The following is a 16,536-nucleotide window of genomic DNA, read 5'->3' on the forward strand; positions in this document are numbered from 1 at the left end:
AGAGGCTATGGTTCAGCGCAGTCCGTACACCCCTGGCGTGGTGGCCTCCACCATTTATGGCAGAGACCAACTTCTTAGGGAAGCGAAGCGCGAGCTTTTCTTTATGGCTCATGATCCTGGGCTGATGGGCCAGGTGAAGGTCTATGTGGGGCCCCGCGGCATCGGTAAGACCAGCTTGCTTCGAGCAATTGAAACAGAAGCTAAGTCTGAAGGCTTTGAAACCGCCTGGATCACAGCGGGGGACAGGCCACTTTTCAGTGCCCTTTTGGACAAAATCAGCGAGATTGCTCGCAGCTGGAAGGATGAGGCGGGAGAAAAGCTACTCGGGCTGTTGTCGTCGCTGCGGGTTGAAGCGTTTGGAGTTTCGGTTGGAGGATCTCAGCCCGTTGAAGGCCCGAGGTCAGATGTATCGGGTTATGGCGACCAAATGCAGCGTGCGCTTGTTGATGCAGCGGAAGCCATCCGGGGCCGGTCTAGTGGAATGGTTGTTTGTATCGACGAGATTCAGTCGGCTGATGCGGATGGTCTGCGCTCGCTTGCGTACGCGTGGCAGCAGATGCAGGCGGAAAATGCCGAGCTCCCTCTAGCCATCTTTGCAGCTGGGCTCAGTCATAGTCAGGATGTGATTACCGATGCTGTGAGTTTTGCGGAGCGCTTTAGCTATGTGCATCTTGAATCGCTGGACCGAGAACACGCTGAGGAAGCATTGTTGCAACCGGCTAAGAAGAAGGGCGTGAGTTGGTCTCCTGCCACGCTCCGGGATGCTGTCGGTTTGGCAGGTGGTTACCCGTATTTCATTCAGGTTGTAGGCGATCTGGTGTGGGAAGCGGCCGATTTCCCGGACCCTGGTACTTCTATTGGCCTGGCAAACCTCCAACATGTAGCGGATCGATTCCAAGAAACTCGGTTGACCATGTTCCGCTCCCGGTGGCACAAAGCTACCGACGTGGAGAGGGAATTTATTAGTGCAATGGCCGAGGACCTTGAGCCACAAGTGAAGCGAGGCGATATCGCCGAGCGAATGGGGCGACCTACCACCGGAATCAGCATGGTCCGTAGATCTTTGCTTGACAAGGGATTAATCGAGGAAAGTGGCTTCGGCTACCTGAGGTTCACTGTTCCGGGGTTCGCCGAATTCGTGAGAAACGAGCGGGGCGGGGCGGAAGCGTGAGGTTCGTCGTTAACGCTTATACCTCTTTATAACTACCCCAACCTATAAAGAGGTATAAAGCACCCATGCTGCCTTCTGCCGACGAGATCCTCGAGCGCGCCCACGTTGTCGCGCTGCCCATGGCCGTGAAATTCCGCGGTATCACCACCCGCGAGGCCCTGCTCATCGACGGCCCCGCCGGCTGGGGCGAATTCTCCCCCTTCGTCGAATACAGCCCGCAGGAGTCCGCCGCCTGGCTCGCCTCCGGCATCGAAGCCGCGTTCAAGGGCCTGCCCGAAGCGCACGGAGAAGTCGAGGTCAACGGCACCATCCCGGCGGTCGCAGACGTCGAGCCGGTGCTCGCGCGCTACCCCGGCGTCACCACCTTCAAAATCAAAGTCGCCGAGAAGGGGCAATCGCTTGACGACGACCTCCGGCGCGTCGCCGCCGTCCGCAAGCTTCGCCCCGGCGCGACACTTCGCGTGGACGCCAACCGCGGCTGGAGCGTCGACGAGGCCGTCGAGGCCGCGGAGAAACTGGGGGAGCTGGAGTACATCGAACAGCCTTGCGCCACCGTGGAGGAACTCGCGGAGGTTCGGCGACGCACCCAGACCCCGATCGCTGCGGACGAGTCCATCCGCCGCGCCGCGGACCCGTACCGCGTGGCCGAGCTCGGGGCGGCAGATGTGGCGGTGTGCAAGGTCGCGCCGTTAGGTGGCGTCGATAAGCTTCTGCGAATTGCCCGCGACTTGGACCTCGATGTGACCGTGGCCAGCGCGTTGGATACCGCCGTCGGGATGGACGCGGGGCTGGTGGCCGCGAAACTTGCGGGCTCGCGCGCGGCTGGGCTGGCCACGCAGCGGCTGTTTGTTGAAGACGTCGCGGAGCCCCGGGAGATCACAAACGGGCGCATGGCAGTAACTCGCACCACCCCCGATCCGGACAGGCTGCACGCGCTGCGGGCGCCGGCGGACCGCCGCGACTGGTGGTTCGACCGCGTCCGCGCCTGCGTAGAGGTGCTAAATCAGCGCCCCCGAATCCGGGTGTAATTTCGGAAACGGGTGTGGGAATCAGGGGGTGTCCGCTAACCTTTCGCCCATGTCGACTCCCGTGATCCACGATTCCGCCGCCCTTTCCGACGGCGACCTCGCCAAAGCACCCGAACCCGGCGAGTGGCGCCGCCAACTCATCGGCCTGATCACCGGCGTGATCCTCGCCGCGCTCGTCTACTTCTTCTTCCCCTCCGGCGCGGCCGATACCGTCGCCCAGTCCTCCGGCGCGAAGGAAGGCGTGGAGTACTCCGCCGACACCATGCGCATCGTCGCCGCCACCACCGTCCTCATGGGCGCGTGGTGGATGACCGAGGCGATCCCGCTGGCCGCCACCGCGCTGCTGCCCATTGCCGTGTTCCCGCTGGCGGGTGTCGCGCCGTTTAAGGACGTCTCCTCGCCGTACGCCTCCGCGACGATCTTTTTGTTCATGGGCGGCTTCCTCATGGCCCTGGGCCTGCAGCGCTGGAACCTGCACCGCCGCCTGGCGCTGATGGTGGTCAAGGTGGTGGGCACCAGCCCGAAGCGCATCATTTTGGGCTTCATGCTCGCCACCGGCTTTATGTCCATGTGGGTGTCCAACACCGCAACCGCCGTGGTGATGCTGCCCATCGGCACCTCCGTGCTCATGCTCACCGCGGACACCGTCGGCGGGATGAAAAACCAGAAGAAGTTCGCTACCGCGCTCATGCTGGCGATCGCGTACTCGGCGTCGATTGGATCGCTGGCAACGCTCATCGGCACCCCGCCGAACGCGCTGCTGAAGGGCTACATGGAAGAGGCTCACGGCATCGTCATCGGTTTCGGCGAGTGGATGCTGGTGGGCCTGCCGGTGGCCGTGGTGTTCACCTTCATCGCCTGGTGGGTGCTCATCACCGTGTTCAAGCCTGAGGTGGACACCATCCCGGGCGGGCGCGAGCTCATCGACGCCGAGCTGAAAAAGCTCGGCCCCTGGACCTTCCCCCAGGTCGCAGTCGGTGTGATTTTCCTCGTGGCCGCATTGGCGTGGATCTTCATCCCGCTTGGCCGCAGCCAGTTCGGCTGGGACTTCCCGTACGACGACGCGATTGTGGGCATCATCGCCGGCCTGCTCATGTTCATCGTGCCCGGCACCTCCAACGGCAAGCGTCTGTTGGACTGGGAGACGGCCAACGAGATGCCGTGGGACGTGCTGCTGCTGTTCGGCGGCGGGCTTTCCCTGTCCGCCATGTTCACCGCTACCGGCCTGTCCCTGTGGATCGGCGAGAAGGCCAAGGGGCTGGCGTCGCTGCCGATGATCCTGCTTATCTTCGCAGTCGCCGCGCTCGTGCTGATCTTGACGGAGCTGACCTCTAACACCGCCACGGCCGCGACGTTCCTGCCCATCATGGGCGGCGTCGCAGTGGGCATCGGGCTTACCGACGCCACGGAGATGAACGTCATGCTGCTCGCCATCCCGGTAGCACTGGCCGCCACCTGTGCGTTCATGCTGCCGGTGGCGACCCCGCCGAACGCGATCGCGTACTCCTCCGGCTACGTCACCATGGGCGAGATGATCAAGGGCGGCGTCTGGCTCAACGTGATCGCCATGGTGCTGATTACGCTGGCGACCTACTTCATCGCGGTGCCAGTGTTCGGGCTCGTGCTCTAAAGCCTCTAAAGCCCGACACCTTCGCGCCCCGTCAAGAGCTTTTGGCGGGGCGCGCTAGTGTATTTCGCATGGATAACGAGACGAGACAGTACGGCCCCCAGGGTGGCGAGCCGCGCCGCGAGCGGCCCCGGCAGTACTTCCCGGACCAGTCCCAAAACCAGTACCAGCAGCAGGCGCAGCCGCGCTACGAGGAGCACTACGCCCAGCCACAGTACGAGTACGAACAGCCGTACTACGACAATGGTTACGAGCCGGAAGCCGAGAAGGGCACGTCGGCAGGCGCGATCGCACTTGGCGTGTTCGCGGCGCTGAGCTTCATCGCCGCGGTGGTGCTGGCCGTGCTGTGGCGCAGCGCGGCGGCGGAGGCGGACAAGCCGCCGGTGACGGAGACCAGCACGGTTACCCAGACCACCACGGAAACGAAGACGGAGACCACCACCAAGTTCCCGTCCATTTTCCGGGACCGGGACAACCCCACCGCCACGCTGGAGCCGGAGCCGGTGCCGGCGCCGGATCCGAACGAGATCGAGCGCGAAATCCGCGACGGCGCCCGCGACATTCTGGACCAGCTGCGCGGCGGCGCGGACGAGTACCTACAGGAGCAGTAGATGGCAGCTATGGAGATTGCGGCGGCGGTGGCGGAGCTCGTCGCGAAGCATTGCACCGATGTGGTCATGAGCCCGGGCTCGCGCAACTCGCCGCTGGCCTACGCGCTTTTGGCGCGCCGCGACGTGACGGTGCACATGCGTATCGACGAGCGCTCCGCCGCCTTCACCGCCCTCGGTTTGGCACGAGTGCAGCGCCGGCACGTCGGCGTGGTGATGACCTCCGGCACCGCCGTGGCCAACGCGTACCCGGCGGTGATTGAGGCGCACATGTCGCACACCCCGATCGCGGTGATCAGCGCGGACCGCCCGGAGCGCCTCGTCGGCACAGGCGCGTCGCAGACCATCTGGCAGCAGGGCATCTTCGGCCGTTACGCCGAAACGCAGCAGGTGCAATCGCTTGACGACGTCCACGCGGCCTCCTTCGCCGCCAGCCAGGTCCACATCAACGTGGCCCTGGACGCCCCGCTGGTACCGGAAGCGTTGCCGGAGCCGGTGGGCGCGCCGCGCCGTGTCGGCCCGGGAGCGCTCGAGGGGGCTCGCGGGTACGTGGACAACGGCGCCGTTGATGTCGACCTGACCCGCAACACCCTGGTCATCGCCGGCGACGAGGCCTGGGAGGTGCCGGGACTCGAGCACGTGCCCACCATCGCCGAGCCCACCGCCCCCACGCCGTTCCACCAGGTGCACCCGCTGGCCGCGCGCTTCTTTGCGCAGTCCGAGGTGGCCATCTCCCACGACGGGGGCGACTTCGCCGCCGACACCAAACCGGGGCAGGTCATCGTGGTGGGCCACCCGACGCTGCACCGCGACGTGATGGCCCTTTTGGCGGACCCGGACATCGAGGTCATCGGCATCTCGCGCACCGAGACGTTCACCGGCCAGCCCGACAAGCGCGGCTCGCGCGTCAACGCCGCCGGCCAGCCCACGGACACGTGGTTGAAGATCTGCGAGGCTGCCGGCGACGTCGGTGCCGACACCGTGCGCCAAGCGCTCACGGAAGATGAGTTCGGCTTCACCGGCCTGCACGTCGCCGCCGCAGTCTGCGACACGCTCGGTGTCGGCGACACGCTGGTGCTCGGCTCGTCCAACCCGGTGCGCGACGCGTCGTTTGTGGGCATGCCGTTCGACGGAGTGTCCACCTACGCCGCCCGCGGCGCCGCGGGAATCGACGGCACCGTCTCCCAGACCGTGGGCGTGGCGCTTGCCACCCAGGCGCTGCGGCCCGACGAGATCCGCGCCCCGCGCACGGTCGCACTCATGGGGGATCTGACCTTTATCCACGACGCCAACGGCCTACTCATCGGGCCCGATGAGCCGCGCCCGGGCAACCTCACCATCGTGGTGGCCAACGACGACGGCGGCGGCATCTTCGAGGCCCTCGAACCAGGCGCAGACCACCTCCGCGGCGCGTTTGAGCGGGTGTTTGGCACGCCGCACGGCGTGGACGTCGAGAAGCTGGCGGAAGCGTACGGGGCCGACTACCGCCGCGCCGACACCCTCGCCGAGCTCAACGAGGTGCTGCTGGAGCTCGAATCCCAGCCGAACCCGATCACCGTCGTGGAAGCCGCCACCACACGCGCCACCCGACGGGCGCTGGCGGCGCGCCTGAACCGATGAGGTGGCGCCGCCGCGGACACCAGGTGGTGCTCGCGCTCTACGCCTTTGCCACGCTCGGCAGCGCGGCAATGGTCGCCGGCCCCGCGCTCAACGACGCCCGCATCCAGGCCAACCCCGGCCGCGGCACCGCCACCGTCACCGAAGCCGGACCCATGCGCACGTTCGTGGAGTACCAGACCGAAGACGGCCAGTTGGTCTCCCCGCCGCGCGGGCTGTTGTACCCGACCGGCCTGGGGGAAGGGCAGCACGTGTGGGTGACCTACGCGAAGTCCGACCCCGACCTGGTCAAGGTGGAAGGCCGCGGCTGGGCGCTTGCGCTTCTGCCTGCGCTGTCGACGTGGGCGGTGGCCACGCTCGTCGCCGCCGCAGCGTGGTTCGCTAGCGGACGGTGGGTGCCGGAGGGGTAAAAATTCATGTTTGGTTCAACCAAAATTGGCGGCAAATTTGGATTGCAGTGGGAGAGTGCCTGATATGCGAGTGGGAATCGTGGCGGAGTCTTTCCTGCCCAACGTCAACGGAGTGACCAATTCGGTGCTGCGCGTGCTCGAGCACCTCAAGCGCGAAGGGCACGAGGCCATGGTGGTCGCCCCCGGCGCGCGCGACTTCCAGGACGAGATCCCGGACTACCTCGGCTTCAACATCGTCCGCGTGCCCACCGTGATGGTCCCGCTGGTGGATTCCCTGCCCATCGGCGTGCCCACCACCACCGTCGCCGCGGCGCTTTCCGAGTTCAAGCCGGACATCATCCACCTGGCCAGCCCGTTCGTCCTCGGCGGGGCGGGCGCGTTCGCGGCCCGTCAGCTCGGGGTGCCGGCGGTGGCGCTCTACCAGACGGACGTCGCGGGCTTCGCCACCAAGTACCATCTGCCCATGGTGGCGAATTTGGCGTGGGACTGGACGCGCACGATTCACAATATGAGTGAGATGACGCTGGCGCCGTCGTCAAGCTATATCCGCATGCTCGAATCCCACGGCATCAACAACGTGCGCCACTGGGGCCGCGGCGTGGACACCGAGCTGTTCAACCCGGACAAGCGCTCCGACGTGCTGCGCCGCTCCTGGGACCCCACGGGGGCGAAGAAGATCGTGGGCTTCGTGGGCAGGCTCGCCGCGGAGAAGTCGGTGCACCGCCTCGCCCCGCTTATTAGCGACCCTGCGGTCCAACTCGTCATCGTCGGCGACGGCCCGGAGCGGGATTGCCTTGCGGAGACTCTGCCTTCCGCCGTGTTCACCGGGGCGCTGTCCGGCGAGGAGCTCGCCCGCGCGTACGCCTCGCTGGACCTGTTCGTGCACACCGGCGAGTTTGAGACGTTCTGCCAGGCCATCCAGGAGGCGCAGGCCTCGGGCGTGCCGACAATCGGCCCGCGCGCGGGCGGCCCCATCGACCTGATCAAACACGGCGACAACGGGCTTTTGCTCGAGGTGGGCACCTTCGAAGACGAGCTGCCGGACGCCGCGCGCTGGATCCTCGACGACGCCCGCCACGCCACACTGCAAGCCACCGCACGCGAGTCCGTGGCGGACAAGACCTGGGCCGCGCTGGGCGATCAGCTGCTGGGCTACTACACCGAGGTGCTGGAGAGCTACGAGCGCAACGTGGTGCACCTGTTCGGCCGCGACGTGGCCCTGCCGCGCTGGGCGCCGGCACGCCTGGGCCAATCCCGCAGGCAAGCGCGGCGCGGCGACACCGCGTAGGCGCATGCGCGCCGCCAAGTAGAGTGGCGAGCATGTCCGTCGGCGACCTGTCCACCAGCACCCAGAACTACCTCAAAGGCATCTGGGCGCTTTCGGAGTGGTCAGATACGCCGGTGACGCCGTCGTCGGTGGCCAAGCACCTTGGACTGCGCAAATCCACCGTCTCCGACGGGGTGCGCAAGCTCGGCGAGCAGGGCCTGGTGGAACATAAGCCCTACGGCGCCGTCGAGCTGACCGACACAGGCCGCACGTACGCGGTGGCGATGATCCGCCGCCACCGCCTGATTGAAACGTTTTTGGTGGAGGCGTTGGGCTACACCTGGGACCAGGTGCACGACGAGGCCGAAAACCTCGAACACTCGGTGAGCGACTTCATGGTCGACCGTATCGACGCGTTTTTGGACTACCCCAGCCGCGACCCCCACGGCGACCCCATCCCCTCAGCCAGCGGCCGTGTCGACACCCCCGCGGCGGTGCCGCTGACCGGTGTGCAACCCGGGCACACGGCCACGATCGAGCGCATCGCGGACGACGACCCGAAGCTGCTGAAGTTCCTTGACAGCCATGGGCTCGTCGTCGGCGCAACCCTCGAGGTGGGAGAGGGTGCCCCTTACTCCGGCGCGGTCGCGGTCCGGCTTGCCGGCGCGGCGGAGGCGGTGCCGCTCGGCGAGGAAGCCACGGATTCCGTCTTCGTGCGCGTGGATGCGTAACGACGACCCCGCAGCACCCCATGCGGGCCGAACAGGTACACCACACCAAACACCACACCTTGGGCGAGCACAATCATGCCGCCAGAGGCTGTGTCCAGGTAGTAGGAGCAGTACAACCCCACGATTGCACACGCTGCCGACATGGTCGGGGCGATGACCAGCATCGTGCCGAACTTGTTGGTGAGCAGGTAGGCGGTCGCACCCGGGATGATCAGCATCGCCACCACCAGGATCACGCCAACGGCCTGGAGTGCCACCACTGACGTCAGCGCCAGCAGTGCCAGCAGGGCCGCACCGAGCAGGCGCGGATTCAACCCAATCGCGTGTGCATGGGTGGGATCGAACGCGTAGAGGGTGAAGTCGCGCCGCTTGAGCACCAGCACGCTCAACACGATCGCTCCCAGGATGGCCACCTGCAGCAGGTCCCCACGGGACACACCAAGCAGATTGCCGAAGATGATGTGGTTCAGATCCGTGTGCGAAGGGGTTACCGAAATGAGCACGAGCCCCAGCGCGAACATGGTGGTGAACACAATGCCAATGGCCGCATCCTCCTTCACCCGGGACGTATCGCGCACCAGCCCGATCAGTGCCACCGCAAGGAACCCGAACACCACCGCGCCGACGGCAAACGGCACGCCCAGAATGTAGGCCAGCACCACGCCGGGCAGGACAGCGTGGCTTACCGCATCGCCCATCAGCGACCAGCCAACCAACACCAGCCAGCACGACAACAGCGCGCAGACAATCGACGCCACCAGCGAGGTCGCAAGCGCACGCATCATGAACTCGTACCCAAACGGCTCCGTAAGCAGCGCAATCATGCTGACACCCCCATACCGAAGCCCTGTACCAAATTGTCCGGCTCTAACACCACTTCAGTCGGGGCGTGCATCAACACCCGGCGGTTCAACAGCACTGTCTCCGGCGCGAGCTGGGGCAAGGCAACCAGGTCGTGCGTCACCACAAAAATAGTGGTGCCTTCTGCCGCGAGGTCACGCAGCAGCTCAGTGATGGTGGCCTCGGAATGTTTGTCCACGCCGGCGAAGGGTTCGTCGAGAAGCATGATGCTCGCACCCTGAGCGATACCGCGGGCGATGAAGGCACGCTTCTTCTGGCCACCCGAAAGCTGACCGATCTGGCGGTCTGCGAACGACTCAAGGTGGGTGCGCTCAAGCGCGCGATCCACAGCCGCAATGTCCTCCGCACGCGCGTGGCGGGTAAAGCCCATGTGGCCGTAGCGGCCCATCATGACCACATCACGCACTGTGACCGGGAACTGCCAGTCCACGTCCTCGCTCTGCGGGACGTAGCCCAGCACCTGCGTCTTGCGGGCGCGCATGGGGTCGATGCCGTTGATACGAACCGTGCCGCGATCCGGCTTGACCAACCCCATGATCGCCTTGAGTAGCGTGGATTTGCCCGCGCCGTTCATCCCGATCAGCCCACAGATACGGCCTGGTTGGACGCTCAAAGTTGCGCCGTCGAGCGCGACGACGTCGCCGTAGCGCACCGCAACATCGTCAACCGCGATTGCGGGGATCACTGCTTGCCCCCGTTCAAACCGTCGATGATCACCTTCGTGTCGTGGCGAATCAGATCCAGGTAGGTCGGCACCGGGCCGTTTTCCTCAGAAAGCGAATCGACGTAGAGGGTGCCGCCGTACTCCGCGCCGGTGGCCTTCACGACCTGCATCATCGGCGCGTTAGAGACCGTGGATTCACAGAACACAGACGGGACGTTGTTTTCCTTCACAAACTCGATCGCGCCGGCGATCTGCTGCGGGGTGGCTTCCTGCTCAGCGTTGACCGGCCAGATGTAGCGCTCGGTCAACTTCGCGTCGCGAGCCAGATAGGAGAACGCACCTTCGCAGGTGACCAAGGCGCGCTGCTTGTCGGGGACAGCGGCGAGCTTGGTTTCCAGCTCGTCTTGCACAGCCTGCAGTTCCTGCTTGTATGTTTCGCCGTTGGCCTTGAAATCATCGGCGTGCTCCGGGTCGAGTTCGCTGAACGCGTCGACGATGTTGTCCACGTACTTCTGCACGTTCACCGGACTCATCCAGGCGTGCGGGTTGGGCTTGCCGGCGTAGGCGTCCTCGGCGATGTCGATCGGGTCGACACCTTCGCTGACCACGGCGTGGGGCACGTCCAGGTCAGAGACGAACTGTGAGAACCAGTTTTCCAGGTTCATGCCGTTGTCCAGGATCAGGTCGGCGTCGGAGGCGCGCGAGATGTCGCCCGGGGTGGGCTCGTAGCCGTGGATCTCCGCGCCGGGTTTGGTGATGGACTCCACCCGCAGGTGGTCGCCGGCGACGTTCGAAGCGATGTCCTGGATCACCGTGAACGTGGTGAGCACCACGGGGGTGTCTTTGTCACCGGCGGCGTCGGTGCTGTCCTGCGAACAGCCTGCCAGGCCGGCAGCTAGCGCAGCCGTGGCGGCGAGTGCGAGCACCTTGGATTTCAGCATGTTGGTCCTTTTCTTTCTGTGTTTTTCCGTGCGGTTAGAGAAGCGGCGGCGGGCCGACGCGGTGGGACGTGGCAATGAATCGGTCGAGCTTTTGCGGGGATTCGTCGCGCAGGTAGACGGCGAGCAGCCGCATCAGGTTGAGCGTGACGTCTTCCGGATTGGCGCTGGAGCGCACGAGCCGCGCGGACGCGAGGTAGTCGCCTTCGCGTGCGGTCTCGAACAATGCGATGGCTTCGAGCCATGCGCCCATGTTGGAGTCATCAAGTCCCATACCGGCGAATAATAAAGTTCGGTGCTACGAACTTGCAAGTGTTGTGTTGTCGTGCGGCCTCCGTTTGTGGGTGGCAAAGTAGACTTGCGCACCATGGCCAAGGCGGATCTGGACAAAAAGCCCTTCGACGTTGCCGGCATGTTCGACGACGTGGGCAAAAACTACGACAAGACCAACACCGTGCTGTCGTTCGGCCTGGACAAGCACTGGCGCCGCCGCACACGCGAGCGCCTCAACCTGCAGCCCGGCGAGCTCGTGCTGGATCTCGCCGCCGGCACCGCCGTATCCACCGTGGAGCTGGGCAAATCCGGCGCGTGGGTAGTGGCCTGCGACTTCTCCCAGGGCATGCTCGCCGCCGGCAAAGACCGCAACGTGCCCAAGGTCGTCGGTGATGCGATGCACCTGCCGTTCGCCGATGACACCTTCGACGCGGTGACCATCTCCTACGGGCTGCGCAACGTCCACGACTTCGAAGCCGGCCTGCGCGAAATGGCGCGCGTGACCAAGCCGGGCGGGCGTTTGGCCGTCAACGAATTTTCCACCCCCGTCGTGCCGGGTTTCCGCATCCTGTACAAGGAGTACCTGCCGCTGGCGGTGCCGGCGCTGGCGAAGCTGTTTTCCTCCAACGCGGAGGCCTACGAGTACCTCGCCGAGTCCATCCGCGCCTGGCCGGGCCAGGAGGAGCTCGCCGCGGCGATCAACGCCAACGGCTGGTCAGACGCCAGCTGGCAGAACCTCACCGCGGGCATCGTCGCGCTGCATAGTGCGGTCAAGCCTGCCTAGCGCACGTCCCAAAGCGGCTGGCCGCCAGACACCGCCCGCGTGCCCTTGCCAGCTGTACGCCACAGCCTTGCGACGAGATCCCTGTCCCCGTCTGCGACCAAGTTGCCCATCAGCCGCGCCGCCGCCGGCATGAGGTAGCGCCCGCCGAGCCCGCGCAGCGCCACCGGGCCCGCCAGCGGCAAAAACTGCGGGTAGGTGAGCAGGCGCGCCAGGGTGCGGGCCAGCGTGAACGCGTCGCCGTACTGCTCACGCAGAAGCGCTGGCCACGCAAGCGTCAAATCCCCGCCGTCCGCGATCAGGTCGACGGCGAGCACCGCCGTTTCCAGCCCGTAGTCGATGCCCTCGCCGTTGAGCGGGTTCACGCACGCCGCCGCGTCGCCGATCAGCGCCCAGTTCGGCCCCGCCACGTTGGACACCGCCCCGCCCATGGGCAAAAGCGCCGAGGCCACGGCCTTTTCTGGGCCGAGCTGCCACGCCTCGCGCTGCTGCGAGGCGTATAGGGCGAGCAGCTTCTTCGTGTTCACCTTCGCCGGGCGCGCGTCGGTGGACAGCGCGCCGCAGCCCAGGTTCACGGTGCCGTCGCCGAGCGGGAAGATCCAGCCGTAGCCGGGCTGGATTACCCCGTCGGCGTCGCGGAGCTCCACGTGCGAGTGCATCCACGGCTCGTCCGAATACGGCGATTCGCAGTAGGAGCGCGCCGCGATGCCGTAGACCTGCCCGCGGTGCCACGTTCGCCCCAGCAGCTTGCCGAAGGGGGAGCGCACCCCGTCCGCCACAATCACCCAGCGGGCGCGCACCACACCGCCGGAAGTCTCCACCTCGCTGATCGCTCCGCCGCTGAAACACACCCCCGTCGCGGCGCAGTCGTGGCGGACGGTGGCGCCGGCGAGCGAAGCTTCGCGGACGAGCATCGCGTCAAACGTCGCCCGCGGGGACGCCGAGCCCTCGCCGCGCGGCCACGGCGCGACAACATCCCCGCCGAAGCCGTGCAGCTTCAACCCGTTGTTGCGGTACGCGGGCACTTTAAGCCCCAGGCGCACAAGCGTATCGACGGCCCGCGGCGTGAGCCCGTCCCCGCAGGTTTTGTCGCGGCGGGGGCCTTGCGCGTCGAGAAGCAGGGTGCGCAACCCGGCCCGCTGCGCGGCGATCGCGGCGGCGGAACCCGCAGGGCCCGCGCCCACAACAACGAGGTCGAACAACTCACTCACGCGCCACATTCTGCCAGCGCCACCCGCAAGTGCACCCGGCGGGGTAATTGGGCTACGGTTAGTGCGTTACACATGGGCCCATCCAACCTGCAAGGACGTTATCTATGACGTACGGCACCACTCCGTCACCGCGCCACGGATTCAACCTGGACCTGGGCGACGACGCGCTCAACACCCGGCTCAACACCGGGCTCGAAGCGGTGGAGGAGCTGCTGATGACGGAGCTTTCCCGCGGGGCGAGCTTCCTCACCGACAAAGTCACCCACCTGGCCAAAGCCGGCGGCAAACGTTTCCGCCCCATGATGGCGCTGCTGTGCAGCGAATTCGGGCCGAACCCAGGCTCTGAGAACGTCGTCCGCGGGGCAGCGGTGACCGAGATGGTGCACCTGGCCACGCTCTACCACGACGACGTCATGGACGAAGCCGAGCGCCGCCGCGGCGTGGAATCCGCCAACACCCGCTGGACCAACACCGTGGCCATCCTCGCCGGCGACATTCTGTTCGCCCACGCGTCGCGTCAGATGAGCCTGATGGACGTCGACACCGTGGGCCACTTCGCCGACACCTTCTCCGAGCTGGTCACCGGCCAGATGCGCGAGACCGTCGGCGCGGAAGGCGCGGGCGCGAACGACCCGGTGGAGCACTACCTGAAAGTCATCGAGGAAAAGACCGGCGTGCTCATCTCCTCGGCCGCCTACCTGGGCGCGCGCCACGCCGGTGCGTCCGACGAGGTGGTGGCGCGCTGCTCCCGCATCGGCGACGCGGTGGGCATGGTCTTCCAGATCGTCGACGACATCATCGACATCTTCTCCGACCCAGAGCAGTCCGGGAAGACCCCCGGCACCGACCTGCGCGAAGGCGTGTTCACCCTGCCGGTGCTCTACGCGCTGCAAGAGGACTCGCCCGCCGGCGAGGAGCTGCGCGGCCTACTCACCGGCCCGCTCACCGACGATGCCGATGTCGCCCGAGCGCTGGAACTCATCGGCCAGACCCGCGGCCGCGAGCGCGCTCTGGAAACCGTGCGGGGCTACGTCGACGACGTGGAGCGCGAACTCGACGCCCTGCCGGACGTCCCCGCGCGCGAAGCGCTTCGCACCATGACCCGCATGACTGTCGAACGTGTCGGTTAACCTGCCGATTTGCGCCGATTGCGGGGCGGTGTTGTAGAGTAAATCCCGCACTTTGAACGTGCTCGCCAGGTTGCCCGAGCGGCCAAAGGGAGCGGACTGTAAATCCGCCGGCATTAGCCTTCAGAAGTTCGAATCTTCTACCTGGCACACACAAACCCCGTCGGTTTCACCGGCGGGGTTTCGTTGTTAAGCAATTGCTTCACGACGCACTAAAGCACTCACCGTAACCGCTTAAAAAACCCGCATCTGCCAGGCGATTTGTGTTTGAAAACAACATCGGGTTAATCTTTCCAAGGCTTCAACGGAGCGGGTCAGAGCGAAAGCGAAGATCCACAACAAAGAGGCTGTGCCCCCTTAGCTCAGTCGGCAGAGCGTTTCCATGGTAAGGAAAAGGTCGACAGTTCGATTCTGTCAGGGGGCTCTGTTGTTTGCTAGGGTCTTTTGGTCCAGCGAGCACCATGGCGGTGTAGCTCAGTGGTAGAGCAAGCGACTCATAATCGCTGTGTCGAGAGTTCAATTCTCTCCATCGCTACTCACCTCAAACGGGAACCGAAAGGTGACCGTGGTAGGGTTAGGCGCACTTGATCGAGTGCCCTAGGGGCGTGGCGCAATTGGTAGCGCAACGGTCTCCAAAACCGTAGGTTGCAGGTTCGAGTCCTGTCGCCCCTGCCAAAACAACCTGGAGGAGTTTTAGTGACTAACCCCAACGGTCAAAACCCCGCACAGCCGACCGGCAAGCGTCAGCTGCGTGGGGCTTCTCCCGTTTCCTCCGAAGACTACGAAGCGAAGCGCGCCCCCGTGGCCGCCGACGACGCCGAGGCCAAGGACGGCTCCAGCGTCACTGCCTTCCCGGGCGAAGTCGTCTCCGAGATGAGCAAAGTCATCTGGCCGACCGGCAAGCAGATGCTCAACTACACCCTCATCGTGTTCGCGTTCCTGATCGTGCTGACCATCTTCGTGTGGGGCACCGACACGCTGGCATCGTGGGTGATTCGCTGGATCTTCATCCGCTAGGTATAATTCCACGCGTACAACGTTTTCCCGCCGCCTCGGACACCGAGGAGGGCGGGATAATTTTTGCCCCGGTACCCTGGGGCGCACACATTTCGACGGATGAGGAGACAAAGCCATGACTGAGGCAAACAAAGACGTTCAAGGCGCCATCGAGAACAACGAGCAGGAAATGATCGACGAGGGCGCGCCCGTGCAGCCGTCCACCGACCCGGCCCGCGACGGCGGCGACGACGATCCGGCCGGCACCGAGGGCGGTGACTCCTCCGACGAGGAGAGCGACAGTAGCGCCGAGGCTGACGCTGGCGCGGAGCTGAGCGACGCCGAGGTGCAGGACGCAGCGCAGGACGCCGTCGACGCCGAGGCCGATGACGCAGATGCTGCGACCGACGCCGACGGTGCCGTCGAGGAGCCGGTTCAGGAGACCGACCTCAACGCCGTTGAAGGCGAGGTCGACACCGAGGGCGGCACCGAGGCTGAGGCTGACGCAGACACCGACGGCGAGTACCGCCGCCGCCTGCGCGAGTACACCCGCGAGCTGAAGAAGCAGCCGGGCGACTGGTACATCATCCAGTCCTACTCCGGCTACGAAAACAAGGTGAAGACCAACCTGGAGATGCGCTCCCAGACCCTCGAGGTCGAGGACTCCATCTACGAGGTCGTCGTTCCAATCGAGCAGGCCATCGAGAACAAGGACGGCAAGAAGAAGCTGGTCAAGCGCAAGCTTCTGCCGGGCTACGTGCTCGTGCGCATGGACATGAACGACGCGGCCTGGTCCGTGGTCCGCGAGACCCCAGGTGTGACCTCGTTCGTGGGCAATGAGGGCAATGCGACGCCGGTGAAGCACCGTGACGTCGCTAAGTTCTTGCTTCCCAAGTCCGCCGCAACCGGCGCGAAGCCGGAAGTCAACGCCGAGGGCGAGACCGTCGTGGCGATGCCGGAGGAAGAGGCGCCGAAGCAGCTCGCGCACGACTACAAGGTCGGCGAAGCTGTCACGATCCTCTCCGGCGCGCTGGCGTCCGTGTCGGCCACCATCAACGCGATCGACCCGGAGACCGGCAAGATCGAGGCGCTGGTGTCTATCTTCGGCCGCGAGACCCCGGTCGAGCTGACCGCCGACCAGATCGAGCGCATCATGTAGGAGCGTTTTGCTTCTCGACGTCCTCACGGCGTATCCTGACTCGTCGCGCGTGCACGCACGCGCGACG

17 protein-coding genes and 4 tRNA genes are annotated in these 16,536 nt (G+C 65.5%); 16 read left to right on the forward strand and 5 right to left on the reverse strand.

Annotation, left to right across the window (positions count from 1 at the left end; all coding sequences use genetic code 11):
* Positions 1-7 precede the first annotated feature (7 nt).
* From QP996_RS05805 to QP996_RS05840, 8 genes are all read left to right on the forward strand, one after another.
* Positions 8-1,171, forward strand: a complete 1,164-nt coding sequence (locus QP996_RS05805; protein ID WP_284871680.1) for an ATP-binding protein — start codon at positions 8-10, stop codon at positions 1,169-1,171.
* Between the two features lie 65 nt (positions 1,172-1,236).
* Positions 1,237-2,199, forward strand: a complete 963-nt coding sequence (locus QP996_RS05810; protein WP_284871681.1) for an o-succinylbenzoate synthase — start codon at positions 1,237-1,239, stop codon at positions 2,197-2,199.
* A gap of 49 nt (positions 2,200-2,248) precedes the next feature.
* Positions 2,249-3,829 carry an SLC13 family permease gene (locus tag QP996_RS05815; RefSeq protein ID WP_284871682.1) on the forward strand — a complete coding sequence of 527 codons (1,581 nt, stop codon included), beginning with the start codon at positions 2,249-2,251 and terminating at the stop codon, positions 3,827-3,829.
* 68 nt (positions 3,830-3,897) lie between these two features.
* A complete protein-coding gene (locus QP996_RS05820) occupies positions 3,898-4,437 on the forward strand; it encodes a hypothetical protein (RefSeq protein WP_284871683.1) in 540 nt (179 codons plus the stop codon).
* Positions 4,438-6,054 (forward strand): 2-succinyl-5-enolpyruvyl-6-hydroxy-3-cyclohexene-1-carboxylic-acid synthase, encoded by a 1,617-nt coding sequence (gene menD / locus QP996_RS05825; RefSeq protein ID WP_284871684.1) that lies wholly within the window; start codon positions 4,438-4,440, stop codon positions 6,052-6,054. It abuts the gene before it with no gap.
* Entirely contained in the window at positions 6,051-6,461 is a 411-nt protein-coding gene (locus tag QP996_RS05830) for a DUF3592 domain-containing protein (RefSeq protein ID WP_284871685.1), read from the forward strand. The genes menD and QP996_RS05830 overlap by 4 nt, the downstream gene beginning before the upstream one ends.
* A gap of 64 nt (positions 6,462-6,525) precedes the next feature.
* Entirely contained in the window at positions 6,526-7,749 is a 1,224-nt protein-coding gene (locus QP996_RS05835) for a glycosyltransferase family 4 protein (RefSeq protein ID WP_284871686.1), read from the forward strand.
* A 32-nt stretch (positions 7,750-7,781) separates the two neighbouring features.
* The gene (locus QP996_RS05840; RefSeq protein WP_070474791.1) at positions 7,782-8,459 is read left to right on the forward strand and encodes a metal-dependent transcriptional regulator; all 678 of its coding nucleotides are present in this window, start codon (positions 7,782-7,784) and stop codon (positions 8,457-8,459) included.
* On the opposite strand, the gene QP996_RS05845 is transcribed toward QP996_RS05840, so the two are convergent.
* Genes QP996_RS05845 through QP996_RS05860 form a run of 4 tightly spaced genes read right to left on the reverse strand, consistent with a single transcriptional unit; the run spans position 8,360 to position 11,196 of the window.
* Positions 8,360-9,283: a metal ABC transporter permease gene (locus tag QP996_RS05845; RefSeq protein ID WP_051106251.1), complete on the reverse strand. Its 924-nt coding sequence runs from the start codon at positions 9,281-9,283 to the stop codon at positions 8,360-8,362. The two genes, QP996_RS05840 and QP996_RS05845, sit on opposite strands and share 100 nt — an antisense overlap.
* Positions 9,280-10,005, reverse strand: coding sequence for a metal ABC transporter ATP-binding protein (locus tag QP996_RS05850; protein ID WP_034997179.1), 726 nt, complete (start codon positions 10,003-10,005; stop codon positions 9,280-9,282). The genes QP996_RS05845 and QP996_RS05850 overlap by 4 nt, the downstream gene beginning before the upstream one ends.
* Entirely contained in the window at positions 10,002-10,925 is a 924-nt protein-coding gene (locus QP996_RS05855) for a metal ABC transporter substrate-binding protein (protein WP_284871687.1), read from the reverse strand. Before QP996_RS05855 ends, QP996_RS05850 begins: the two co-directional genes overlap by 4 nt.
* Before the next feature lie 34 nt (positions 10,926-10,959).
* The gene (locus QP996_RS05860) at positions 10,960-11,196 is read right to left on the reverse strand and encodes a tudor domain-containing protein (protein ID WP_075466476.1); all 237 of its coding nucleotides are present in this window, start codon (positions 11,194-11,196) and stop codon (positions 10,960-10,962) included.
* A gap of 93 nt (positions 11,197-11,289) precedes the next feature.
* Between QP996_RS05860 and QP996_RS05865 the strand changes: the two genes are divergently transcribed.
* Positions 11,290-11,979, forward strand: a complete 690-nt coding sequence (locus tag QP996_RS05865; RefSeq protein ID WP_284871688.1) for a demethylmenaquinone methyltransferase — start codon at positions 11,290-11,292, stop codon at positions 11,977-11,979.
* On the opposite strand, the gene QP996_RS05870 is transcribed toward QP996_RS05865, so the two are convergent.
* Positions 11,976-13,196 (reverse strand): geranylgeranyl reductase family protein, encoded by a 1,221-nt coding sequence (locus tag QP996_RS05870; RefSeq protein WP_284871689.1) that lies wholly within the window; start codon positions 13,194-13,196, stop codon positions 11,976-11,978. The two genes, QP996_RS05865 and QP996_RS05870, sit on opposite strands and share 4 nt — an antisense overlap.
* A 95-nt stretch (positions 13,197-13,291) precedes the next feature.
* Here QP996_RS05870 and QP996_RS05875 point away from each other — a divergent pair, with 95 nt between their 5' ends.
* From QP996_RS05875 to nusG, 7 genes are all read left to right on the forward strand, one after another.
* Positions 13,292-14,317, forward strand: coding sequence for a polyprenyl synthetase family protein (locus QP996_RS05875; RefSeq protein ID WP_284871690.1), 1,026 nt, complete (start codon positions 13,292-13,294; stop codon positions 14,315-14,317).
* 64 nt (positions 14,318-14,381) lie between these two features.
* Positions 14,382-14,464 (forward strand) — tRNA-Tyr (locus QP996_RS05880).
* A gap of 201 nt (positions 14,465-14,665) precedes the next feature.
* Positions 14,666-14,738 (forward strand) — tRNA-Thr (locus QP996_RS05885).
* Between the two features lie 39 nt (positions 14,739-14,777).
* Positions 14,778-14,849, forward strand: a tRNA-Met gene (locus QP996_RS05890).
* A 64-nt stretch (positions 14,850-14,913) separates the two neighbouring features.
* Positions 14,914-14,989, forward strand: a tRNA-Trp gene (locus tag QP996_RS05895).
* Positions 14,990-15,010: 21 nt separating this feature from the next.
* Positions 15,011-15,331 (forward strand): preprotein translocase subunit SecE, encoded by a 321-nt coding sequence (gene secE / locus QP996_RS05900; protein WP_284871691.1) that lies wholly within the window; start codon positions 15,011-15,013, stop codon positions 15,329-15,331.
* A 115-nt stretch (positions 15,332-15,446) separates the two neighbouring features.
* Positions 15,447-16,469 (forward strand): transcription termination/antitermination protein NusG, encoded by a 1,023-nt coding sequence (nusG, locus tag QP996_RS05905; RefSeq protein ID WP_284871692.1) that lies wholly within the window; start codon positions 15,447-15,449, stop codon positions 16,467-16,469.
* The last annotated feature ends 67 nt before the right edge of the window (positions 16,470-16,536 follow it).

Source organism: Corynebacterium sp. MSK008, from assembly GCF_030232585.1.
GTDB lineage: Bacteria > Actinomycetota > Actinomycetes > Mycobacteriales > Mycobacteriaceae > Corynebacterium.